This is a genomic window from Mycolicibacterium sediminis (assembly GCF_010731735.1).
Taxonomy (GTDB): Bacteria; Actinomycetota; Actinomycetes; order Mycobacteriales; family Mycobacteriaceae; genus Mycobacterium; species Mycobacterium sediminis.
In genome coordinates, this window is sequence record NZ_AP022588.1 from 2,645,507 (window position 1) to 2,668,067 (window position 22,561).

Sequence of the window (22,561 nt, forward strand, 5' to 3'; positions counted from 1 at the left end):
GGTCATCTTCGCCTCCCAGGCCTCAACCCGCGTTCCCTTGGCCTTTTGCGCGTCTGGACCTCGTAACCCCCGGGGCGACCAGGTCGTCGAGCATCGCGTTGACGGCCACGCGTGCCCGGTCCCCACTCCAATCCTCTGGATCCTTGACCGTCGATACGAAGAAACCGCGTGACACCAGGAAGAGAACGTCGGCCAGCCATGGAGGCGCATCGATCGCGGACTCTTCGATCGTCGCGACGATCGATGCGTGATCGTCGTGAGCCTCGTCGACCAACGCTCCCCACTGGTCGCTATCGGGTTCTTCCTTGGCCAGAATCTCGTGCCACAGCCGTCGGGCTGCGTCGTCGTAGTCCTCTGTATCGAGAGTCCAATCCATCAGGGCACGAAGACGATCCATCCCCGACTTTCGGTCGAGGACCTCCGCCACCGCCGCGTCCCACCCGGACCGGACATGGGACACCGCGTTCACCAGCAGCGCAGATCGACTGGGAACGTACTTGGTGACGACCGTCGTCGACCGACCCATTCGGGCGGCCACGGCTCGGATCGTGACGGAACCCGGGCCCTCCTCACGCGCTATCTCGAGGGTGGCTTCGGCGATCTCGGTGAGACGTGCGCTCGTATCGATTTCGGGCGGCATCCTGCGACCTTAGCCCTTCCGCTTGACGAGACAACACTGTTGTACAACAGTGTTGTCTATCGTGACGAAGGCAACGCTTCGTTTCGAGCGTTTCGTCCGGTGTCGCAAGCATGGGTCCAAGGAGGAGCCGCTCACGTGAGTGAATTGCAGATCGCCCGAACCGCCGCCGAACCCGTCGGCGAGAGCGCGACTGAGTACAAGGTTCCGATGCGAGACGGCACCGTCCTCGCAACGGACGTGTACCTGCCTGCCGACGTCGCCCATGCGCCGACGGTGCTCGTCCGGTTGCCCTACGACAAGAACAGTCGATACGTGTTCTTCGACAGGATCGCTCGACGATTCACCGACCGCGGCTACGCGATGGTCGTGCAGGACGTGCGTGGGAAGTTTCGGTCGCAAGGGCCGACGGAGCCATTCGAGCACGAAGTCGACGACGGCTACGACACCATCGACTGGATAGTCGCTCAAGGCTGGAGCGACGGCGCGGTCGGCATGTTCGGGGACTCCTACTACGGCTTCACGCAGTGGGCCGCCGTGGTCTCCGCCCACCCAGCGCTCAAGGCGATCGTCCCGCGGGTGACGACCTACGAGTTGGACTCGGTGAATCGAGATGGCCTTGGCGGCTTCGGCAAGCCCGTCCCGTGGATGGAAGCCGCCTACTACCTCGCCACTCACTGGGTCGACCACGAGGCCTACGAGTACGACCCAAACTACGACAACCGCCCCCTGACCGACGCGTTCGAGGAGGCCTTCGAGGCCATCGGCGCCCGATCCTCGTCGTTCGACGCGCAGACCCCGGTGACCCGGGCGGACAAAGGACCGTTCGACCACGCGCATCCCCGCGACGCCAAACCCGTCCCCGTCCTGCAGACCGTCGGCTGGTTCGACAATTTGATGATCCCTCAGATGCGCGACGTGATGGAACTGGAATCGCTTCCCCACTGGGCGGCAGTGCAATACATCGAGGCCGGCTCCTTCGATCACGAGAATTACGTCCTCGACCTCGCACCCGTAGGAGACGCGGACGATCACGGCGTCGACGACGACGCGTTGGAGCGGATGCTCGACCTCTACACGTCGCAGGCACTGGACTTCCTGGACGTCTTCGTGCGGGGACTGAAATCACCAGACACTCTCCCGAAGGTTCGATGGGAACTCGGCCACGTCGGATGGCAGACGTCGTCGCAGTGGCCGCCTCCGGGAGCGACCACGCGGAGCTTCGACCTCACCGGGTTGAGCAACGCGGCCGGTGCGACCCCGGGCGGTCGCCTGGTCGACGCCGGCGCAGGCGAGGCGGGAGAGGTCCAGTGGGGCTTCGATCCGGACAACCTGGTTCCGTCGGCAGTCAAGAACTCCTTTGCCTTCCTCTTCGACTATCCAGACGAAAGTGCGACGGGCGACCGCGGCGACGTGCTGACGTTCACCAGTGAGCGACTCACCGAACCACTCGACCTGGCCGGCCCGATCGAGGTCGACGCCCGTGTGTCCAGCACGGCTCCCACCGCCGACGTGTTCGTCAAGCTCCTCGACGTCGCCCCGGATGGCAGCGCGCACATGATCGTTCGTGGGCAGGTTCAACTCGACGACGCCAAGAACGTTTCTCGGGCGCACGTCAACCTGGGCCACACCGGCTACCGGGTGCGTCCGAATCACGCTCTTCGCGTACATATCTCGTCGAGTGATTTCCCGCTGTTCGTCCGCAGCTCCGGCACCGACGAGAACCGGTGGACGGTTGTCGAGCCCCAGGCTTCCCAACAGACGCTGCACGTCTCGGCCGAGTGGCCGGCACGCCTGATCGTAACCGCACTACCGGAGGAACGTAACGATGCTTCGTAAGACGACTGCCTTGCTCACCGTCACCGCCGCGGCAATCTTCGTGGCAGGTTGCGGCGGCGCCGAAGACTCTGGTCAGAACACCAAGGCGATGGAGGCGCCCACGGATGCTTCGGCCACGACGCCGCCAGGCAAGGGCCCCGTCGACTCGATCAACTGGGCGCTCTCCACCGGCGAGCCCACGACGCTCGACCCGGTCAAGACGGGCGACTACTCGCCCAACACGGTGCTGATGAACGTGTGCGAGCCACTGCTGCGGATGAACGCCGACTACAGCACGTCTCCCGGCCTCGCCGAGAGTTGGACACAGACTCCGACGAGCGTCGTCTACAAGCTGAGGCCCGGGGTGAAGTTCTCCAACGGCAAGCCCATGACGGCCGAGGACGTCGCAGGCAGCCTGAAGCGCAACATGGACCCGGCGACGGAGCCGATCAACGGTGACTTCTTCACCTCGGTGAAGTCGATCGACGCGACCGGCCCGCTCGAGGTGACGGTGACGATGAACAAGCCGGACATCCTCTTCGCGGAGGGCATGTCGACCGAGTTCGGCGACATCGTCGACGTGGCCGACGCGGCCGCCGCCGGCGCCAGCTACGGCACCGCGAGCCACCCGCCGATCTGCACCGGACCATACAAGGTGGCCAGCTGGAATGCCGGCTCGAGCATCACACTCCAGGCGCGCGACGACTACTGGGATCCCAAGCTCCAGCCGATGGTCAAGACGGTCAACTTCAAGTTCCTCGAAGACACCTCCACCCTGACCAGCGCGCTGTTGTCCGGCGAGATCGACGGCACGTACGAGGCACCGTCGACGAGCTTCGACACGCTCCGAAAGACCGACGCGGGAAAGCTCTACCTCGGCCCGAGCACCCAGGTGTTCAACCTGAGTCCCGCGAACCCCGAAACGCCGATGGCCACGACGGAACTCGCGCAGGCACTGGACAAGGCGATCGACCGCGCGGCGATCGTCAAGAACGTATGGCACGGCGCAGGAACGCCCAACCGGGCGGTCATCCCACCCTCGTCCTTCGGAAAGGGCCCGGGGGCGGCCGTGTTCCAGAAGGCCTACGACGCGCTACCGGACAACTCCAGGCCCGACCTTGAAGGCGCAAAGGCACTCATCGAAAAGGTCGGCGCACCAACCAAGACCATGACCTTGGCGCTCCCCGCCGGCGATCAGTCGCAGCTGCAGATCGCCACGTTCGTCCAGGCGTCCGCGAAGTCGATCGGGCTCAACTTCGACCTCAAGCAGATGCCCGCTACCGAGTTCTCGAGCTTGTTCTACGACGCCTCCAAGCGCAAGGACGTCGACCTCGTGCTCAGCGCGGGCTACGTCGAGGTTCCGGACCCGCTGTCGTACGCGATCCTGCTGTTCCCCAAGGATGCGCTGTTCAACTGGACCGGCTTCGACAACCCCCAGGTGGACGCGAACATCGCGAAGTCTCGCGAGGAGACCGATCCGGCGGCATCGGCTCGTGCATACGTCGACGCGCAGGCTATCTGGGAGGCGCAAAAGCAGCGCGTCCCGATCGGCACGCCGTACGAGCGTTTGTTCTTGAACAAGCGGATTACCGGTGCACCAGCCTCATTCGCCTACATCAACATGCCGTGGGCGGCGATGATCGGGGCTTCGTAGGTTGACCATCGTCCGCTTCGTCCTCAGACGGATCGTGGCGCTGGTGCTGACCCTCGTCGTCGCCAGCGTGGTGATCTACGGGCTGCTGTTCATCTCTCCCGGCGACCCGGCAACCCTGCTCGTCGGCGGCGGCAAGCCCAACCCGGACGTCGTCGCGCGGATCCACCAGGAATACCACTTGGACGACCCGTTCTTCTCCCAGTACGGGCGTTGGGCGACTGACATCCTGCGCGGTGATCTTGGGCGCTCACTCGCCTACCGGGACGACGTCTCGCATCTGCTGTCGGGGCGGATCCCAAACACATTGCTGCTCGTGGTCTTCGCCGGTGTGCTGATCGTGGTCTTCGGCATCGGTGGCGGCGTGCTCGCCGGTCTGCGCGGCGGTCGGGTCGAGACGGCGGTGACCGTCGGCAGTTCGGTGGCGATGGCCTTTCCGACCTTCGTCGTCGCGGTATTCCTCATCGCCATCTTCTCGACCCAGCTCTCCTGGTTCCCGGTGTTCGGTGCCGGCGAGGGGCTCGGCGACAAGCTCTGGCACCTGACACTGCCAGCGATTTCGTTGGCACTGGCCTACATCGCGTGGGTGGCACGGGTGACGCAGGTATCGGTGCGGGGCGAGCTCGGCGCCGAACACGTCGACGCCGCCCGCAGTCGTGGGTTGCCCAATCGGTGGATCGTCCGACGCCACGTGCTGCGTAACGCTTCCCCACCGATCCTGGCGGTGTCGGGCTTGATGATTGCGGGCTTACTTGCGGGAACGGCGGTGGCCGAGAAGGCATTTGGCATCGATGGGATCGGCTCGCTGCTGGTGGACAGCGCCGCCAAGCAGGACCTCGCCGTGGTGCAAATTCTGTCACTACTGATGGTCGCCGCGTTCGTGATGGTCAACACCGTGGTCGACGTCGTCAACGTCGCGCTCGATCCCCGCCAGGCTGTGAAGGGACGCGACTGATGAGCGCCATTGCCTTCGCCGGTTCCACGCGAGTCCGGCGTGTCACGGGACGGCTGGGCTCCGCCAACCTCGCGGTGACCGTGGCGGCCGTGATCGGCGTGCTGTTCGTCGTGCTGGCCATCTTCGGCCCGCTCGTCGCGCCCCACGATCCGACCGAACTCGACCAACTCAACATCTTCGCCAGCCCCTCGCCCGCCCATCTGCTCGGAACCGACGACACCGGCCGCGACCTGTTGTCCCGGCTCATCTGTGGAGCACGTCCGAGCCTCGTCGCCCCGGCCGTGGTGATGGTGCTGGCCGGAGTGGTCGGCACGCTGCTGGCCGTGTCCGCCGCATGGTTCGGTGGATGGTGGGACGCGATTGTGGCGCGCTTCCTGGACCTGCTGTTCGGCTTCCCTGGATTGATTCTCGCGATCGTCGCCGCGGCCGTCTTCGGTAGCGGCCTCGTCGCGCCGGTGATCGCCCTGGCGATCGCCAATGTTCCCTACGTGGCCCGCATCCTGCGCCCGGCCGCGTTGCGCGAGCGCAACCTCCCCTACATCGAGGCGCTCGTCGTGCAGGGCCAGTCGCCGTGGCGAATATGCCTACGCCACCTCGTGCCGAACCTCGCGCCACTCATCGTCACCCAGATCGTCGTCGGCTACGGCTACGCAATGCTCGACATCGCGGCGATTTCCTTCCTGGGGCTCGGCCTTCAGCCGCCCAGCCCAGAATGGGGACTCATGGTCGCCAACGGCAAACCGGCAATCGTGGATGGTCACCCCGCTCAGTCGCTCTACGCCGCGCTGACGATCGTGCTTGCGGTGGTGGCCTTCAACGTGATCGGGGAACGTGTGTCGCAGCGGCTCCTCGCGCAGGGGGCACGATGACGACACCGTTGCTCGAGGTCGACTCGCTCAGCGTCACACTCCCCGTCGATGGCCGTCCCCAGACGGTCGTGAGCGACGTGTCGTTCTCGGTGGGAGCCGGCGAGGCGCTCGGCCTGGTTGGCGAATCCGGATCGGGAAAGTCGATGACCGCGCGAGCGATCATGCGACTTCTTCCGAAGGGCGCGTCGACCCTGGGAGACGTTCGGTTCGACGGCACGTCGGTTCCCGACATGAGCGCCAAGTCCCTACGCGAGTGGCGCTCGATGCGGGTGGCAATGGTGTTCCAGGACCCGCGAGCGCACATCAACCCGGTCCGCCCGATCGGCGACTTCCTGTGCGAGGTCCTCGTCGCCAACCGCAAGGTCGGGCGCAAGCAAGCCGAGCGGCGCGCCGTGGAAGCTCTTCGCACCGTGCACGTCGCCGACGCCGAGCGGCGGCTGCGCCAGTACTCCTATGAATTCTCCGGCGGTCTCCTGCAGCGGGTGATGATCGCCGCGGCGCTCATCACCGAGCCGCAACTGCTGCTCGCCGACGAGCCGACGACCGCGCTTGACGTGACCACGCAGGAAGAGGTGATGGCGATCATCGACGAGCTACGCCGCGACAGGCAAATGAGCATGGTCTTCATCACGCACGACCTGGAATTGGCTGCCGCAGTGTGCGACCGAACGGCGGTCATGTACGCCGGGCGGCTGGTCGAAGAACGAGCTTCGGACAGACTCCACCGCGACGGTGCCCATCCCTACACGCGCGCGCTTCTCGGTGCCCGTCCCAGCCTCGACGTCGATGGTGAACGGGGAACGCTCGCAGCGATCCCCGGCAGGCCACTGGCAGGCTACGAGGCACCCGACGGCTGCGCCTTCGCTGACCGCTGTCCGTATTGCCATCCCGTGTGCCGCTCGGAGCGACCCGAGCTCACACCAGTTCACAACGGCCTCGCAGCGTGCCATTTCGCCGAACGGATCGCCGACGGCACCGTGTTGGAGGGGCTGCCTCGTGCCTGAGACTCTGCTTGCGGTCGACGGGTTACGAAAGCTCTTCGGGCACCACGTCGCGGTTACCGGCGCCTCGTTCTCGGTGGCGGCGGGTGGCTCGCTGGCCATCGTCGGCGAGTCCGGCTCCGGTAAGACGACTGTCGCCCGCATGATCGCCGGGCTCGAACGCCCAAGCGCGGGCACCATCACCGTCGAGGGCGTCGACCGTCCCAGTGGCCGGGTGTCGACGACACTGCGTCGCCGGTGGGCGCGGCAAATCCAGATCGTGTTCCAAGACCCGTATGGGTCGCTCGACAGGCGTCAGAGCGCGCGCGACTCGCTGCGAGAGATTTTCTCGCTACACGACTCGGACCTCGACGATCGCGGCGTCACCGCGCGAATCGAGCACCTGCTCGAGCAAGTCGGTCTGGGCACCCGCCAAGCTGACGCGTCGCCGCGCGACCTGTCGGGTGGGCAGCGTCAGCGCGTCGCCATCGCCCGCGCGCTTGCCGCCGATCCTCGGCTCCTCATCCTCGACGAAGCCGTCGCGGCCCTCGACGTGTCCATTCAGGCGCAGATCCTCAACCTGCTTGCGCAGATCCGCCGCGACTCGGGCACGGCATTCCTCTTCATCACACACGACTTGGCCGTCGCCCGGCACGTCGCCGACGACGTGATCGTCATGCACCGCGGCGAGATCGTGGAGCGAGGCCCGATCGACGACGTACTACGGACGCCCAGCGAGGACTACACGAGGAAACTCATCGCGTCAGTCCCCCGACCCGGGTGGAAGCCGCGGCGGGGAGAGGCGGTGATCGGCTGATTCGGCAGGGTCACCCAGGCCGGCGGCAAGTGTGCGCGCGTGATCCAGGTCTGCGAAGTCGAGGGTATAGCTGATGATGAGGGCGTACTTCCGCCAATCCGACGCGACCTCCGGTTCTGACTGCCCGAGGGGGTCGACGGGATCGGCGTTCCTAACGAGCGCCGACCTCGCCACTCGCGGCCTCGTCGTCGTCGTAATAATCGTCGGCCTCGATCCAATCATCGAGTCGACGCCGGTATCTGGTGACGAACGGGACGATGCCGCGGGGTACCGCGACGATCATCACGAGGAGGATCAACCCGAGCACGATGAGGCGCGCATCCGGCCAGGTCTGCAGGCGCGCCTGCACGAAGGCCATGATCACGGTGCCGACGATCGGGCCCATGACGGTGCCCAGACCACCGACGACCAGCATGGTCACCAGCAGCGTCATCGGTGCTAGTCCCATGAGCGTCGGTGAGACGACGCTGAACGCGAAGGCGTACAGCGCTCCCGCGACACCGGCGAAGAATCCGGACACGCCGAACGCCACCATCTGCAGGACCCGCGGGCTGATTCCCCGTGCGGCCGCGAGGGTCGGGTTGTCGCGCAGGGCGATCAGTCCACTCCCCAGCGGCGAACGCATGATGGCGAAGACGACGAGCCCCGTGGCGATCGCCACGCCGATCGCGATCCAGTAGTACACGCGGTCCCGGGTCAGCGCGTCCAGTGAGTCAGAGCCGAACCCCTCGAAGCCGGACAGTCCGTACGTCCCGCCGGTGAGACCGCTCCCGTCCGCGACGATCAGCAGGCGTACCACCTCGCCGAAGCCAAAGGTCATGAGCGCCACGTAGATCCCGCGCAACCGGAGGGCGGGCAGCGACAGCACCACCGACACCGCCATCGAGACGATCCCGCCGAGCATGATCGACAGGACCGCGGGAAGACCGGTGTGCAGGCTGAGCAGCGCGGCGACGTAGGCGCCGATCGCGTAGATGGCGAGTTGGCCGAAGTGCCAGACGCCCGAGAAACCGAGCACGAGGTTCCAGCTCTGGTTCAGCGTCAACCACACGGCGCCGAGGATCGCCACCGACAGCCAACTCCGGTCGGGAACCACGAAGGGCAGGACGATGGCCAGGAGGAGCGCGGCGCTCAGGGCGATCCAGCGTGGCCGTGGCCACCCCATGTCGCGCGCCGACCACCGGCGGTCCCGGTCGGCCGCCGGTCGGCTCGACGTCTCCGTGGTCACAGCCGTGCCTCCTGCGGCTTGCCGTCGATCCCCCAGGGGCGCACCAGGAGAACGACGAGGATGAACGCGTACAGGACGGGCAACGCGAAGGTCGAACTCCAGTAGATCGACACGGCGGCCTGGACGAAACCGGTGATGTACGCCGCGATGATCGTGCCGCGGATGCTGCCGAGGCCGGCGAAGATCGCCACGATCATCGCCTGCAGCAGGGGCAGGTCGCCGGCGTTCGGATACACGAAGTACACGGGCGCCAGCAGGACGCCGGCGATACCCGCCAGCGCCGCCGCGAGGCCGATCGTGATGACGTAGACGCGCGCAGCCGGGATGCCCATCAACCGGGCCGCGTCGAGGTTCTGCGCGACCGCCGTGATCGCCAGCCCGTACCGCGAGCGCGCGAGGAACGCACCCAACCCGACGAGGGCCACGACGGCGACGCCGGCCATCAGGATGGAGTGGTACGTGATGGACACTCCTGCAAGCAGATCGAGACGGCCAGACACCAGTTCGGGGAACGGCTTCTGCCGCGGGCCGAACACGGCGAGCACCACGCTCTGGACGATGGTGGCGATCGCGAAGGTCGAGATGAACGCCGTCATCTCGAAGTCGACGCCGAGCCGTCCCACCAGTGGTCGCACGCCGGCGTAGTAGGTGACTACGCCGAGGACGAACGCGGCGCCGGCTGCGAACAGCAGCGAAGACCACACCGGGAGGCCCCAGTCGGCCACGACGACGTAGGCGGCCATGCCGCCCACCATCACCATCACCCCCTGCGCCATGTTCAGTACGCGCAGCGTGCCGTAGACGAGGCTCATCCCGATCGTGATCAGCGCGAGAATCGATCCCTGGACGATGGTGCTGACCAAGGTCTGCAGTGCGAGGTTCACGACTCCAGCCCCAGATACGTGGCAGCGACGGCGGGATCGCGCAAGACCTCGTCGACGGTGCCCGCGGCGCGTACCGAGCCGTTTTCGATCAGTGTCAGCCGGTCGGCGATGTCGCGGACGCGGGAGAAGTTCTCCTCGACCAGCAGGATGGTGAGCCCGGTGGCGTGGATGCGGGAGATCTGCGCGTACACCTCGTCGACGAGCACGGGTGCGAGGCCGAGGCTGGGTTCGTCGATCATCAGCACCTTTGCGTCGGCCATCAGTCCCCGGCCCAGCGCGAGCATGCGACGCTCCCCGCCGGACAACGTGCGGGCCCGTTGGGCGGAACGTTCGGCGAGCCGAGGAAAGACGTCGTAGACGCCGTCGAGGCGGCGGTTGCGCGCCGCCCGGCCCTCCCGGCAGAGGAACGCGCCGAGCATCAGGTTCTCCAGCACGGTCATGTCCGGGAACAGCAGGTCGCCCTGCGGGATGTGCACCAGACCCCGGCCGGTGATGCGTTCGGGTGTCATTCGGGTGATGGACTCGCCCGCAAGGGAAACGGTGCCGGCCCGCGCGGGCACCAGTCCGCTGACCGACCGCAGCAGGGTGGTCTTGCCGTGGCCGTTGGGCCCGATGACGACGGAGAACTCGCCGGGCCGAACACTGAGGTCGACGTCGTACAGCACCGTGGTCGCGTCGTAGCCGGCGCAGAGGCCCGCGACCTCGAGGAGCGCGTCAGTCATCGTCCGCCCCGGTGGTCGTCATGGACTCGCCGAGGTACACGCGCACGACGTCCTCGTGAGCGACCACCTCCTGCGGTGTGCCCTCGAACAGCACGGTGCCCTGATTGAGGATCAGGACGCGGTCCGACAGCGTCATGAGCGCCCGCATGACGTGTTCGATCAGCACGATCGTCACGCCTCGGTCCCTGATCCGGCCGAGCAGGTCGATCAGTTCGTCGATCTCGTTCGGCGTGAGTCCGCCGAAGGGCTCGTCGAGGAACAACATGGCGGGGTCGGTCGCGAGCGCCGACGCAATCATCAGACGCTTCTTGTCGAACGCCGGCAGTGGACCGGCCTCTAACCTCGCCTGCGCCGACAGGCCCACGAAGTCCAATTCCGCCCACGCGGTGGCGAGGGTCTTGCGATCCTTCCGCAGGGCGCTCACCCAATTCCCGCCCGCGCCGAACTGCGCACCCACCACGGCGTTGGACAGAACGGTCTGGGTGTCGAACACCGCGGGGTGCTGGAACGTCCTGGCGATGCCGAGGTGGCAGATCTGCTTGACGCTGGCGTGGGTGATGGCCTCCCCACGGAACCGTATCTCGCCTCCATCGGAGCGGACCAGCCCCGTCACGAGGTCGAAGAACGTCGTCTTGCCTGCCCCGTTGGGCCCGGCGATGCCGAAGATCTGCCCCGGTCGAACGGTGATGGACACCTGGTCCACGGCGACCAGGCCCCCGAATCATTTGGTGACGGAATCGGTTTCGAAGAGCGCGGCGGTCATCGCCGTGCCATCCAGGGCGGGAGGGCGAATCGGCCCTCGGTATACGGATCCGGGGACAGCAGCACCTGCTTCCCTTCCTGGATCTGGTAGGTGAGGTGAGGCATCGCCAGGCTGGGGTCCTTGACCTTGTCCGGGTACGGCACCGCGGTCAGTTCGGTCGGGTCGAAGGCGTAGGTGCCCACGACCCCACGGAAGACCGTCGCCTTGAGGAACTGGTTGACCCTCGCGAAGTCGTCCGGGTTGCCGCCCTGGGCCGCGGCGCGGGCCCACAGCCGTACCGCGTCGTACTGGGCGCCCGACTGACTCAATCCCGCTGGGGCGCCGTACTTCTTCTGGTACCTGTCGCGGAAGTCGGAGCCGATCGGGTCGGGCAACGTCCCGATCGTCGTCGACCACAGCACGCCGTTCGCGGCGCTCTTGGCCAGGTCGAGGTACTCCGGGACGCTGGGGCCGTACTGCTGGTAGAGCAATGAGGGCGTCGGTGCACCGGCGAACTGCGTCGCGAAGCTGGCGAGGTCACCGGCGAGGTAGTCGGTGATGAAGATGAGGCCCGGCGGGTTGGCGCGGATCCGCGCCAACTGCGGTCCCCAGTCGGCATTGGGTGCGGTGACCTCGTCGTAGAAGGTGATGTCCCAGCCGAGTTTTCGCAGCCCCTCCTGAAATACCCTCGCGATCGACACGCTGTAGGAGTCGTTGCTGGCGATGACTGCCGCGGTGTTCGACGTCGGCGTCCAGGACCCATTGCCGATCCACTCCTGCATCAACTGGATGAACCCGTTGGCGTACCAGACCTCGGTGGGGCACACCTGGTAGATGTTGGTGATCCCGTTCTCGACGACGAAGTCGGTGTTGTCCTGCAACGTGTTCGCGTGCAACATCGGTACGCCGGCGTCACCGTAGATCTGGTACTCGGCGGAGGTCGTCGTGGTGTACCCGCTGAACACCGCCGAGACCCTCTCCTGGGAGACGAGCCGCTGGGCGGCCTGGATGAAGTTCTCCGGTGCCTGATCCGAGATGTCTGCGACCACCAGCTCGACGGGCCGTCCCGCGACACCACCAGCGCCGTTCACGTCGTCCAGCGCCATCTCCGCACCGCGCACCATCTCCTGCCCGTCGCCGGAATAGGGTCCGGTGATCGGCGCGACACTTCCAATCTTGATGGGAGTGCCGTCCGCGCTGCCCGCGCCGTTTGCGGGCCCGGACGGCTTGGCGGCCCAGGCGGTTCCGCCACCGATGACGACGCCGCCGAGCCCCGCAATCCCGAGACCGTTGACGAACCTGCGTCGGGGGACCCCGCGTGGCCGCGGTGGAGATGGGGTGTCCGGCATGTATCCGCTCCTCGGTCACGGCGCGCTGGTCGAGCGTGACTAGCAGTACAGCCACCGTCCGCCGTTGACACATCCGTCATCTGACGGACGCCCGGCGGCACACCGCGTCGGGCTCGTCAGGGGTTGGCGCCGGTCGAACACCAGGCGGGCATCCGGAACCGCGAGGACGACCCGAACGGCTCCGGTGCCAGCGCGTGATGGGTGCCGCCTTGGATCTGGTAGACCATGTGCGCCTGACCCATGGAGGCGTCGGGTGTCAGGTCCGGGTACGACAGGGTCGATTGGCTGGTGTCCCCGAAGTAGTAGACGCCGTTGACACCGCGATGCGGCCAGCGCCGCAGATAGCGCACGACGTCGCCGGTGTCGGGGGTCGCGGTGGCGCACCACGCCGCCGCCAACAGATTCACCTGGTCGTAGGCCGCCCCGGCCTGTGACCAGCCCGGTGCCCGGCCGAAACGCGCCGCGTACTGATTCCGGAAGCGTCGTCCGAGTATGTCGTCGTAGGTCCCGGTGGTGGTCGACCAGATGACGCCGTCGGCGGCAGCGCCGACCGAGTCCTGGAAGCGTGGGATCGACGGACCGTAGATGCAGTAGACGAGTGACTGCAGCCCCTCCGCTACGAAGGCCTGCTGGAAGGCGGCCACCTCCTGGTCCAGGAAGTGCGTCACCATCACGACTTCCGGATCGGCCGCGGCGATCCGACGCGCGACCTTGACCCAGTCGGTCGAGGGCACCGGGACGCGGATCAGGTCGACGAGCGACCAGTTGGTCTGGCCCGCGACGGCCAGGAAGTGCTCGTTGGTCACTCGGGTACTCGTGGTGGCGGCCTCGACGCTGACGATGCGTCGCGACCTCGGCCGCCAGACCTCGGCCGACTCCAGCTCGGTGAGGAGTCGGATCAGCCCCACCCCGTAGAACGTCTCCGAGGCGCACGTCTGGAACACGGCGCCGTAGCGGCTGGGGTCGGCCTCGGCCTGTTCGACCTGTGCGGCGAACGTCGCCGTGTGCAGGAACGGCTTTCCGTAGTCGGCGATGACGTCGATCACCGCGGAGTTCTCCGCACTGGCGTAGCTCGTGGTGATCGCATCGGCCTCCAGTGCGAACAGCCGTTGGGCACCCCGCTCGACGCTGGCCCAGTCGAACAGGTCGACCTCGGCGGTGACGAGTTCGACGCGCCGTCCGGCGATGCCGCCGGTCGCGTTGATCTCCTCGACGGCGAGGGTGGCGCCGTGGCGCACCTCGACGCCGTCCGCCGCAGCCGCACCGGTGGGGATCAGCGATCCCACCACCAGGGGCCGCTTGCGCGGGTAGGCCGGCCGCAACGGGGGAGCCGGCGAGCGGGGTACCGCGGTCACGATCGACTCGAGTTCCACCACGCCGATGCCATGGGTGCCGTCGACGCCGCCCGGGATCGGCAGGCGAAGCAGGCCGGAGTCGACGGCCAGGGCTGCGAGGCCGCCGCGGGTGCCCTGATCCAGCTTGGTCAGGAGACGTTCGATCTGCGTCGACACGGTGCGGGCGCTGGTGCCCAACCGCGCCGCGATGCCGACGTTCGTCAGCCCGAGGGCGAGCAGGGTGAGGACGTCGACCTCGCGCAGCGTGATGCCCCGGGGCATCTCGACCTCGGCGACCCGCACGGCGACGCGTTCGCCCGTGCGCAGGCTGGTTCCGTCGGGCCTGGACTGCTGACGGATTAGGTGTACGGCCAACCACCTGTCGTCACTGCGCCACAGGAACCGCAGGGAGTCGCGGGCCGTGGCGAAGAAGGCCTCGGCGTACTCGACGACCCGGGGAGGCACCGCGGGGTGGGTGGGGTGCGTTCGCGCGCCCGGCTCGATGGTCAGCTCGGCTACGACCCTGGACATCGGACTCCCTCGGCGCGGATGCGACGACACGCGATAGGCGACGATGCTACGCCCAGGCCTGGGCGTACTCCCTGCACAACCATTGCCCCTCGCAGGGGTTTCCAATTGAGACGTGGGCACGCCGCGCCGCCGGTTCGAAGATCGCCCCGGTCGCGGTGGTCCACTGATCGAGCGGGTGTACACCGGGGTCCGGATGGCAGCAGATGCCCGCCGGACTGCCCGCGTGGTCGGCCAGCACGCGCTTCCAGTCCTCGACCCCGCCGCCGGCGCATTCGCGGGCCAGCCGGCGTACCCGCTGCAGCCGGAACAGTGAGTCGGCCATGAGCATCGTCCCCACGTCGTCGACCGTGCCCGCCGGTGCGACCGAGAAGTGGTTGGCGTGCAACAGCAGTCCGTCGTCGTCGGGCACCGCCCAGGCCATGTCGGCGTAGCCGCCGGGCCGGGTCTCGGCGTCGACCACCAGCCCCTCGCCGGTGCCGAGGAGGTAGTTCGCCGAGGACGAGCGGTGCACGGACTGCAACAGGGTGGCCGCCTCGGTGGGCGTGCGGCAGTCCAGCAGGGCCCGGAGCATGACGTGGTAAGGCACGCCGGGAGAGCCCGTGTCGGCCGCCGTGACGAGTGCGTTGGTGGCCAGCGCGAGGCCGCAGGAGTTCATGCCGAGCTTGGCCAGCAGCCCTGCCTCGACGACCGTCATGAAAGATGGACCGTCGTCGCGACTCGACTCGACGAGCACCACGGTGTCGGCGGAGAACACCAGCCAGTCCCACGTCTGACCGATCAGCTGTTCGCCGTCGGCGGTGCGTGCCGCGAACGAGGTGCACTCCAGCATCGGCGGCAGCGCCGCTCCCGCCGCGCGCACCTTGGCGGCGAAGAGGATCTCGGTGCGCAGGTTCATGGCAAGCACGTCGGTGAACTCGAGACCGGCGCCCTCGGCGATGCCCCTCATCTCCTCGAGGGAATCGGGGTGGAACCGCTCGATCGGAGCGACGAAGGGGGTCGCTTCCTCGCCGACCCGATCCCAGTCCCAGGTCGCGAAGTGGGCGTAGACCCCAGCGTAGGCATCACGGGTCTGCCGCACGCGCGAGGCGGCCTGCTCGCCGTACTGGCGTCCCCGTTCGCGGGCGGTGCCCGAGACCGTGATGATCGGAAGTTCGCGAGCGCTCATGAGACGAGATACCCTCCGTCGACTGCCATTTCGATGCCGGTGACGTATGAGGACTGCGACCCGGCCAGGAACATGCACGCGGCCGCGACCTCGTCCGCACGGCCCAGTCTGCCCATCGGCAGCGCGGCGAGGAAGTCCGCGGTCGCCTCGGCGTTCTGGAGAAGAGTCGTCATCGCGGTGTCGATGACGCCCGGCATGACGCCGTTGACACGGATCCCCGAACGTCCCCACTCGACGGCCAGTTGGCGGATCAGGGCACTGACCGCGCCCTTGCTGGCGGAGTACGCGGCACTGGGCTCGACCGCGTCACCGCGCAGCGCTGCCACCGACCCGAGCAGCACCACCGAGCCGCCGGTGCCCGCCTGGATCATGCTGTCCGCGATCGCCCGGGCCACGACGAAGCTCCCGCGGGCGTTGACGGTCAACGACTCGTCCCAGTCGCGCTCGGCGACGGACGTCGCTGGGCGGACCCGGTAGATCCCGGCGGCGTGCACGACGGCGTCCGGAGCCCGTCCCCAATGCGAGGTGATGACGTCCACGGTCGTTGCCGCCGAATCGAACTCAGCGACGTCTACGTGGTACCGCCCACCGGCGACGTCGAGTCCGTCGTACTCGCGGTCTAGCCTGGCCACCGTCCAGCCGTCGGCCTCGGCGCGATCGGCGACCGCGGCACCGATGCCCGACGCGGCGCCCGTCACGACGATGTGACCGGTCAACTCACCACGATCCCACCGTTGACGCCGATGGTCTGACCGGTGACGTAGGAGGCGTCATCGGCGAGCAACCACACCACGGCACCCGCGACGTCGGCACCGGTGCCGTGCCGGCCGACCGGCACCTCGGCTCGCAGCCGGTCCTGCATCTCGTGGTCGTCGATCCCCGCCGCGCGGGCCTGCAATGCGATCTCCTCCCGGTGCATGCGGGTCAGCATGTACCCCGGGGCGACGGTGTTCACGGTGATGCCCCGGGGGCCCAATTCCATTGCCAGGCAATGAGACAGCGCGTGTACGGCGGCCTTGGACATGATGTAGGCGCTACCCCCGACGACGGGACGCTGGGCGTAGACCGAGCCGATGTTGACGATGCGGCCCGAGCCCTGCGCCGTGAAGTGCGGGATGACGGCCTGGCACAGCCGCACCACGCCGAGCAGGTTGACGTCGAGGGTGTGCTGGACGTCGTCGATCGCGATCTCGTCGAGGTTGCCGCCCGGGCCCCCGATGCCCGCGTTGTTGATCAGGGCGTCGATGCGCCCGAACGACGCCATCGCCGAGCGCACCAACGCCTCCGCGGTCCGGGGATCCGAGACGTCGGCCACCGCGGTGCGCACGCGACCGTCGAAGGTGCCCGGTCCGAAACGGTCGTCGACGTCGGCGTTCAGGTCGGTGGCGAGCACGCACCACCCGTCGGACAGCAGCCGCAGCGCGATGCCGTTGCCCAGACCGGTGGCCGCGCCGGTGACGATGGCGCACTTCGGTGGCGCGATGTCGGTCACGTGACCCGCCTGGCGACGTCGCGGGCCGGCGCGATCCAGGCGCCCGTCGCGCGCAGCTCGCCGAGGAGCCGGTCGAGGAGTGCCAGCCGGGATGGGCGGCCGATGAACTGCGGGTGCATCGTGACCATGAAGTGCGCGCCCAGGTCGGCGATGCCGGTCATCTCGTCGTGCCAGAGGGTGTAGACCTCGTCGACGGTGCGGATGGTCTTCGCCCAGTCCGTGCCCGAGAACCAGAAGTGCGGCGCATCGTCGAGCAGCCACGACACCGGGACCTCGACGACGCCGCCGGGATGTCGGTAGGGGTGGATGTCGTCCATGAGGTTGGACGAGTACTCGAAACCGTGCTCACCGAGCAGTCTCAGCGTGTGGGGACTGAAATCCCAGGAGGGCGAACGATATCCGACCACCTCGGCGCCGAGCCCGCGCAACGTGTCGAGTCCCCGCACGAGTTCGCGCTCCTCCTCGTCGGCCGTCAGGTTCGTCGGCGAACGATGGGTGTACCCGTGGTGGCCGACCTCGTGCCCGGCGGCCAGGATCTCCCGGATCCGGTCGGGGTGCCGGTCGGCGTCGCCTCCGCAGACGAAGAAGGTCGCCCGGACCTCGTGGCGCGCGAGCAACTCGAGGATCAGCGGGACCGCGACCTTCGCCGCGTACGTGCCCTGGGACAGCACGCCGGGACGTTCGGCGTTCGCGGGATCCTCGCCGATCCACACCTCTTCGGCGTCGAAGTCGAACGTGAGACTCGCCGCGTACCGTGCGCCGCCGGGCCAGTCGCCCTGGAGTGTGCCTGCCACCCTCGTGATTGTGGTCGGCCTCCGGTGGGTCGGCATCCGCAATCTGACGTAGTGGTCGTCCGTCGATTGACGCATGACGCCGCACGCGTCGGTGGCTGTACTGGCACCCGACACCTGCACCGGAACGAGGGGGAGACCGTGGAGCCATCCAGCTGGACGGTGAGCATCGACGCCGGGGGCACGTTCACCGACGCCGTCGCCCGGTCCGCCGACGGGCGCGTGCTCGTCGCGAAGGTGGCCTCGACCCCCGACGACCCGTCCCGGGGTCTGGCGAACGCGGTCTCGAGCCTCGTGATGCGCGGCATGCCCGTCGCCGACGTCGCCCTTCTGTGCCACGGCACCACCGTGGCGACCAACGCCGTCCTGACCGGGAATCTGGCGTCGGTGGCGCTGGTGACCACTCGCGGTTTCCGGGACGTCATGGGGTACCGGCAGTCCAGTCGTCCGAGCGTCTACAGCCTCGTGCCGGACAGGCCCGTCGAACTCGTCGAGCGACGAGCGCGCCTCGAGGTCGACGAACGTCTCACCAGCACGGGGCAGGTGCTGACGCCACTCACCGACTGCGAGATCGCGCGCGTGGTCGCCGAGGTCCGGGGCCTCGACGTCCAGGCCGTCGCGGTCAGCCTGCTGTTCAGCTACCTGGACGACACCCACGAGCGTCGGCTCGGCGACGCGCTGCGCAGCGCGCTGCCGGGCGTGCCGGTGACGCTGTCCAGCGAGGTGGCGCGGGAGTTCCGGGAGTATCCGCGTACGGCGACCACCGTGCTCAACGCGGCGCTGCGACCGGTGATCGGCGGGTACATGCTGCGCGCCGCCGACGCCCTCGAGGGAGTCGGGGTCGAAGCCTCGTTCCTGGTGATGCAGTCGAACGGCGGCAGCGTGCCCGCCGCCCGCGCGGACGACGCGGCACACCGTCTGGTGCTGTCCGGGCCGGCGGGCGGGGTCGCCGGTCTGGTGGCGACAGCCGAGCGGCACGGCCTCGACGACGTCATCAGCCTGGACATGGGCGGTACGTCGACCGACGTGTGCCTGGTTCGCAACCGTCGGATCCCCTTCACCACATCGCAGGTGGTCAGCGATCACGTGCTGCTGGCGCCGACGGTGGACATCCACACGATCGGCGCGGGCGGCGGCAGCGTCGCATGGACGGATCGCACCGGTCGGCTCCGTGTCGGTCCGCAGTCGGCGAAGGCCGAGCCAGGGCCGGCGAGCTACCTGCGCGGCGGCGTCGAACCGACCATCACGGACGCTCACGTCGTGTTGGGCACCCTGGGCACCGACGAATTGGCGGACGCCCTGGTGCTCGACCGCGGTGCGGCGTGCACGGCCGTCGACCGCATCGCGCGGGAGCTTCGGCTGTCGACGGAGGAGGCGGCAGAGGCGATCCTGGCGATCGGGCTCGCCCACATGGTGCGGGCCGTTCGCAAGGTCAGCGTCGAACGCGGGCTGGATCCGCGGCAGTTCACGCTGGTGCCGTTCGGCGGCGCGGGCCCGCTGCACGCAGGGCTCCTGCTGCGTCATCTGGGTCTGCGTTCCGTCCTGGTGCCGAGCTGGCCGGGTCTGTTCTCCGCCGACGGTCTGCTGGTGGCCGGCTTGCGGCTCGACGACTCCCAGACCCTGCTGGCGAGGTTCGACGACGGTTCGGTGCCCCGGATCGCCGAATGGTTCGAGACGGCGGCCCACGCCGCCACCGATCAGCTGCGTCGCGACGGCGTGCCCGGTGACGAGATCACGGTGACGGCGTCGGTGGACTGCCGCTACCTGGGGCAGGGTTACGAACTGAACGTCGGGCTGTCGGGCTGGGGTGCCGACGAACTCCGGACCATCCCGGAGTCGTTCCACGCCGCTCACGCGGAGCGCTACGGGCATGCCAACCGCGACGAGCCGGTGGATCTGGTGACCGTGCGGATCGCGGCGGTGGGGTCCTACGCGCGCGTCGAATCCGCAGTCGACTCGAAGACGGGATCCGGCGACGTCGGGCGCGCGTTGGTCACGCACCGTGACGTTCGCATCCCGGGCTTCGAACCGGCGCGCGTACCGATCTACGAACGGACCCGATTGCGTGCCGACGACGTCGTCGACGGTCCGGTGATCATCCGGCAGATGGACTCGACGACCGTCGTCCTCGATGGCCAACGGGTGCAGGTACTCGACGGTGGCGACATGCTCGTCACCGAGGACGGGAGCGGCGAATGACCGCCAACGACCATCGCGTGGACACCGTCACCTTCGAGGTCGCGGCGGCTGCGTTGCAGTCGGCCGCCGAAGAGATGGGCAACGTCCTCAAGCGGTCCAGTTACAGCCCGATCATCCGCGACATGGACGACTTCTCCTGCGCCGTGTTCACCGCGGACGGGGAGTTGGTGGCCCAGGCCGACTACATACCGGCGCAGCTGGGCGCGATGTCGCTGGTCGTCAAGGCGATCATCGAACGCTGGCGGGCCCGGATCGGCGATGGTGACGCGTTCATCTCGAATCATCCGTACCTGGGTGCGATGCACCTTCCCGACGTCAACGTCATCACCCCGGTCTTCGTCGCCGGCGTGCTGGTGGCGTGGGCCGGTACCGCGGCCCACCACATCGACGTCGGTGGGGTGAACCCCGGCAGCGAGGGGCCGGAGCTGGAGGACATCTTCGGAGAGGGACTGGTGCTGCCGCCGGTCCGGTTGGCCATCGGCGGTGCCGAGAACGAGGACTTGATCGCGGTCATCACGGAGAACATTCGGGACCCTCGTAGCACGATCAGTGACCTGCGCGCGCAGCGGGCGGCGTGCGCGCTGGGCGGTGAGCGGATCGCCGAGCTGGCCGAGATGTACGGGATGGCGGCTGTTCTCGAGGTCATGTCACGGATGCTCGACTCGGTGGAACTCGGGGTTCGGACGGCTCTCCTGAGCCTGCCCGACGGGACGGGTGAGGCCGAGGGGCATCTCGACGACGACGGCCGTGGCGGCGTCCCGACGCGCATCCACGTCCGGGTCGCGAAGGTCGGCGACCGACTGGCCATCGATCTGTCGGGCTGCGACCAGCAGGTCGCGGGCGCGATGAACGTGCCGTGGGCCAGCACCCGCGCCGGGATCGTCTATGCCGTCCGGGCGGCGGTGGCACCGGAACTCGGGGCGAACGACGGACTGCTGCGCGCCGTCGACGTCGAGGCTCCGCGGGGATCGGTCCTCAACCCCGTGTCGCCGGCCGCGGTCTCGGTGCGGCACAACACGTGTCAGAGATTCGCCGACACCCTCATCCGGGCGATGGCCCAGATGTGGCCTCAGACCGCCGTGGGGAGCAGTACCGTCAGCTTCTTCTGCTGCAACGTCGGCTCGGTCAGCCCGCTGACCGGCCTGCCGTCGGTGATGGCCGACGTGGTGGGCGGGGGGACCGGGGCGACGGCCTTCGGCGACGGCCTCGACGGAGTCGACACCTACATGTCGAACGTCGGGGTCATGCCGACCGAGGTGGTCGAGACGAACTACAGCGTTCGGGTCCTGAAGTCCGAGTTCATCCCGGGATCACAGGGTTTGGGAGAGTTCAACGGCGGACTCGGTCTGCGGCGCGAGTACCAGATCATCGACGTGCCGCAGCGCGTCACCTTCTACTCCGAGCAGACCCATCCGGATTTCGCGCCCAAGGGAGCGCGTGGTGGGGGTGACGCCCGGTCCACCAGGGTGACCGTCGTGGGTCCGGATGGCACCAAGGTCGAGGGGCTGGGCAGCAAGGCGTCACTGACCCTGCAGCCAGGCACCGTGCTCAGGGTCGAGACGGCCGGTGGTGGCGGGTACGGGAACCCGGACGATCGCGAGGAATTCGCTCGCGACCACGATGTTCGAAACGAACGACTCTGACCGCGTATGTCACAGTGGTCGGGTGAAGTACGGGCCGGGCTGGGAACCGCGGGCCGTCGACTGGTCGTCGACGCGCGGCCGGATCCTGCTGTCGGCGTCGGTGCTGTTCGCCCAGCGGGGATACTTCGGTACGTCGACGCGTGACATCGCCGAGGCGGTCGCGATCCGTCAGCCCTCGCTGTTCCACCACTTCCAGGCGAAGCACGAGATCTTCCGTGCGCTGGTCGAACTCGACCTCGGCCCATCGATCGACCGGATGAACCAGCGCCTCGCCGAAGAGTCGAACTGGGCCGAGAAGCTGCACCTGGCAATCGCCTGGGACGTTCACGAGTTCCTGGTCCAGCCGTTCGACGCGCGCGGCCTGTACCAGGATGCGGTGCTCGGTCTCGCCGAGTTCGAGGCCGAGCGCGAGGCCATCGCGCTGTTCCACCGACAGGTCGAGAGCGTCGTCGACGGCGGCCATCGCGCAGGTGAATTCGTGTCCTTCGAGCCGAGTTTCGTGCAACGGGCGATCAACGGCGTGCTGTTCGAGACGCTCCGGGAGCAGGGTGGCCCGTCCGGGCGGGTCCGGCGCGAGCGTCCGCTGCAGGCGGCGGACTTCGTCGTGCGGTCCCTCCTCGTGGACCAGGTCCGGCTGGCCGACGTCCGCGAGGCGACCCGGGGGCGCCTCGGCGATCTCGAATCGAGCACCCTCGCCTGACGGTCGTTCGTGACGACTGGGTAAAACGTGTTACGAGTTCCGTCAATCGGTTCC

At 68.0% G+C, this 22,561-nt stretch carries 19 protein-coding genes; 9 read left to right on the forward strand and 10 right to left on the reverse strand.

Annotated elements, in window-relative coordinates; genetic code table 11:
• Positions 1-247 precede the first annotated feature (247 nt).
• The 6 genes from G6N64_RS12680 to G6N64_RS12705 are packed head-to-tail and all read left to right on the forward strand — an operon-like array spanning position 248 to position 7,727.
• Entirely contained in the window at positions 248-2,476 is a 2,229-nt protein-coding gene (locus G6N64_RS12680) for a CocE/NonD family hydrolase (RefSeq protein WP_197748347.1), read from the forward strand.
• Positions 2,466-4,109, forward strand: a complete 1,644-nt coding sequence (locus G6N64_RS12685; RefSeq protein ID WP_163797381.1) for an ABC transporter substrate-binding protein — start codon at positions 2,466-2,468, stop codon at positions 4,107-4,109. Before G6N64_RS12680 ends, G6N64_RS12685 begins: the two co-directional genes overlap by 11 nt.
• A gap of 1 nt (position 4,110) precedes the next feature.
• A complete protein-coding gene (locus G6N64_RS12690; protein WP_197748348.1) occupies positions 4,111-5,061 on the forward strand; it encodes an ABC transporter permease in 951 nt (316 codons plus the stop codon).
• On the forward strand, positions 5,061-5,930 hold the full coding sequence (locus tag G6N64_RS12695) for an ABC transporter permease (RefSeq protein WP_163797382.1): 870 nt from the start codon (positions 5,061-5,063) through the stop codon (positions 5,928-5,930). Before G6N64_RS12690 ends, G6N64_RS12695 begins: the two co-directional genes overlap by 1 nt.
• The gene (locus G6N64_RS12700) at positions 5,927-6,934 is read left to right on the forward strand and encodes an ABC transporter ATP-binding protein (RefSeq protein WP_163797383.1); all 1,008 of its coding nucleotides are present in this window, start codon (positions 5,927-5,929) and stop codon (positions 6,932-6,934) included. The genes G6N64_RS12695 and G6N64_RS12700 overlap by 4 nt, the downstream gene beginning before the upstream one ends.
• On the forward strand, positions 6,927-7,727 hold the full coding sequence (locus G6N64_RS12705; protein WP_163797384.1) for an ABC transporter ATP-binding protein: 801 nt from the start codon (positions 6,927-6,929) through the stop codon (positions 7,725-7,727). Before G6N64_RS12700 ends, G6N64_RS12705 begins: the two co-directional genes overlap by 8 nt.
• Before the next feature lie 151 nt (positions 7,728-7,878).
• Here the strand turns inward: G6N64_RS12705 and G6N64_RS12710 are convergent, their stop codons facing one another.
• The 10 genes from G6N64_RS12710 to G6N64_RS12755 form a co-directional block, all read right to left on the reverse strand.
• Positions 7,879-8,955, reverse strand: a complete 1,077-nt coding sequence (locus G6N64_RS12710; protein WP_163797385.1) for a branched-chain amino acid ABC transporter permease — start codon at positions 8,953-8,955, stop codon at positions 7,879-7,881.
• The gene (locus G6N64_RS12715) at positions 8,952-9,839 is read right to left on the reverse strand and encodes a branched-chain amino acid ABC transporter permease (RefSeq protein WP_163797386.1); all 888 of its coding nucleotides are present in this window, start codon (positions 9,837-9,839) and stop codon (positions 8,952-8,954) included. The genes G6N64_RS12710 and G6N64_RS12715 overlap by 4 nt, the downstream gene beginning before the upstream one ends.
• Entirely contained in the window at positions 9,836-10,561 is a 726-nt protein-coding gene (locus tag G6N64_RS12720) for an ABC transporter ATP-binding protein (RefSeq protein ID WP_163797387.1), read from the reverse strand. The genes G6N64_RS12715 and G6N64_RS12720 overlap by 4 nt, the downstream gene beginning before the upstream one ends.
• Entirely contained in the window at positions 10,554-11,264 is a 711-nt protein-coding gene (locus tag G6N64_RS12725) for an ABC transporter ATP-binding protein (protein ID WP_163797388.1), read from the reverse strand. Before G6N64_RS12725 ends, G6N64_RS12720 begins: the two co-directional genes overlap by 8 nt.
• Positions 11,265-11,320: 56 nt before the next feature.
• A complete protein-coding gene (locus G6N64_RS12730) occupies positions 11,321-12,652 on the reverse strand; it encodes an ABC transporter substrate-binding protein (protein ID WP_163797389.1) in 1,332 nt (443 codons plus the stop codon).
• 116 nt (positions 12,653-12,768) lie between these two features.
• A complete protein-coding gene (locus G6N64_RS12735; protein WP_163797390.1) occupies positions 12,769-14,517 on the reverse strand; it encodes an ABC transporter substrate-binding protein in 1,749 nt (582 codons plus the stop codon).
• A gap of 46 nt (positions 14,518-14,563) precedes the next feature.
• Positions 14,564-15,682: a C45 family autoproteolytic acyltransferase/hydrolase gene (locus tag G6N64_RS12740; protein WP_163797391.1), complete on the reverse strand. Its 1,119-nt coding sequence runs from the start codon at positions 15,680-15,682 to the stop codon at positions 14,564-14,566.
• On the reverse strand, positions 15,679-16,398 hold the full coding sequence (locus tag G6N64_RS12745; RefSeq protein WP_163797392.1) for an SDR family NAD(P)-dependent oxidoreductase: 720 nt from the start codon (positions 16,396-16,398) through the stop codon (positions 15,679-15,681). The genes G6N64_RS12740 and G6N64_RS12745 overlap by 4 nt, the downstream gene beginning before the upstream one ends.
• Positions 16,395-17,174, reverse strand: a complete 780-nt coding sequence (locus G6N64_RS12750) for an SDR family NAD(P)-dependent oxidoreductase (RefSeq protein ID WP_163797393.1) — start codon at positions 17,172-17,174, stop codon at positions 16,395-16,397. The genes G6N64_RS12745 and G6N64_RS12750 overlap by 4 nt, the downstream gene beginning before the upstream one ends.
• The gene (locus tag G6N64_RS12755; RefSeq protein WP_197748349.1) at positions 17,171-17,968 is read right to left on the reverse strand and encodes a polysaccharide deacetylase family protein; all 798 of its coding nucleotides are present in this window, start codon (positions 17,966-17,968) and stop codon (positions 17,171-17,173) included. Before G6N64_RS12755 ends, G6N64_RS12750 begins: the two co-directional genes overlap by 4 nt.
• Positions 17,969-18,106: 138 nt before the next feature.
• Between G6N64_RS12755 and G6N64_RS12760 the strand changes: the two genes are divergently transcribed.
• Genes G6N64_RS12760 through G6N64_RS12770 form a run of 3 tightly spaced genes read left to right on the forward strand, consistent with a single transcriptional unit; the run spans position 18,107 to position 22,507 of the window.
• On the forward strand, positions 18,107-20,164 hold the full coding sequence (locus tag G6N64_RS12760; RefSeq protein WP_163797394.1) for a hydantoinase/oxoprolinase family protein: 2,058 nt from the start codon (positions 18,107-18,109) through the stop codon (positions 20,162-20,164).
• Positions 20,161-21,807, forward strand: a complete 1,647-nt coding sequence (locus G6N64_RS12765; RefSeq protein ID WP_163797395.1) for a hydantoinase B/oxoprolinase family protein — start codon at positions 20,161-20,163, stop codon at positions 21,805-21,807. The genes G6N64_RS12760 and G6N64_RS12765 overlap by 4 nt, the downstream gene beginning before the upstream one ends.
• Before the next feature lie 22 nt (positions 21,808-21,829).
• Positions 21,830-22,507 carry a TetR/AcrR family transcriptional regulator gene (locus G6N64_RS12770; RefSeq protein WP_163797396.1) on the forward strand — a complete coding sequence of 226 codons (678 nt, stop codon included), beginning with the start codon at positions 21,830-21,832 and terminating at the stop codon, positions 22,505-22,507.
• Positions 22,508-22,561 lie beyond the last annotated feature (54 nt).

Excerpts from the sequence above, each read along its gene's own strand:
- G6N64_RS12685 (WP_163797381.1), top strand. The coding sequence starts at position 2,466 with ATGCTTCGTAAGACGACTGCCTTGCTCACCGTCACCGCCGCGGCAATC.
- G6N64_RS12695 (WP_163797382.1), top strand. The coding sequence starts at position 5,061 with ATGAGCGCCATTGCCTTCGCCGGTTCCACGCGAGTCCGGCGTGTCACG.
- G6N64_RS12700 (WP_163797383.1), top strand. The coding sequence starts at position 5,927 with ATGACGACACCGTTGCTCGAGGTCGACTCGCTCAGCGTCACACTCCCC.
- G6N64_RS12720 (WP_163797387.1), bottom strand. The coding sequence starts at position 10,561 with ATGACTGACGCGCTCCTCGAGGTCGCGGGCCTCTGCGCCGGCTACGAC.
- G6N64_RS12730 (WP_163797389.1), bottom strand. The coding sequence starts at position 12,652 with ATGCCGGACACCCCATCTCCACCGCGGCCACGCGGGGTCCCCCGACGC.
- G6N64_RS12735 (WP_163797390.1), bottom strand. The coding sequence starts at position 14,517 with ATGTCCAGGGTCGTAGCCGAGCTGACCATCGAGCCGGGCGCGCGAACG.
- G6N64_RS12740 (WP_163797391.1), bottom strand. The coding sequence starts at position 15,682 with ATGAGCGCTCGCGAACTTCCGATCATCACGGTCTCGGGCACCGCCCGC.
- G6N64_RS12765 (WP_163797395.1), top strand. The coding sequence starts at position 20,161 with ATGACCGCCAACGACCATCGCGTGGACACCGTCACCTTCGAGGTCGCG.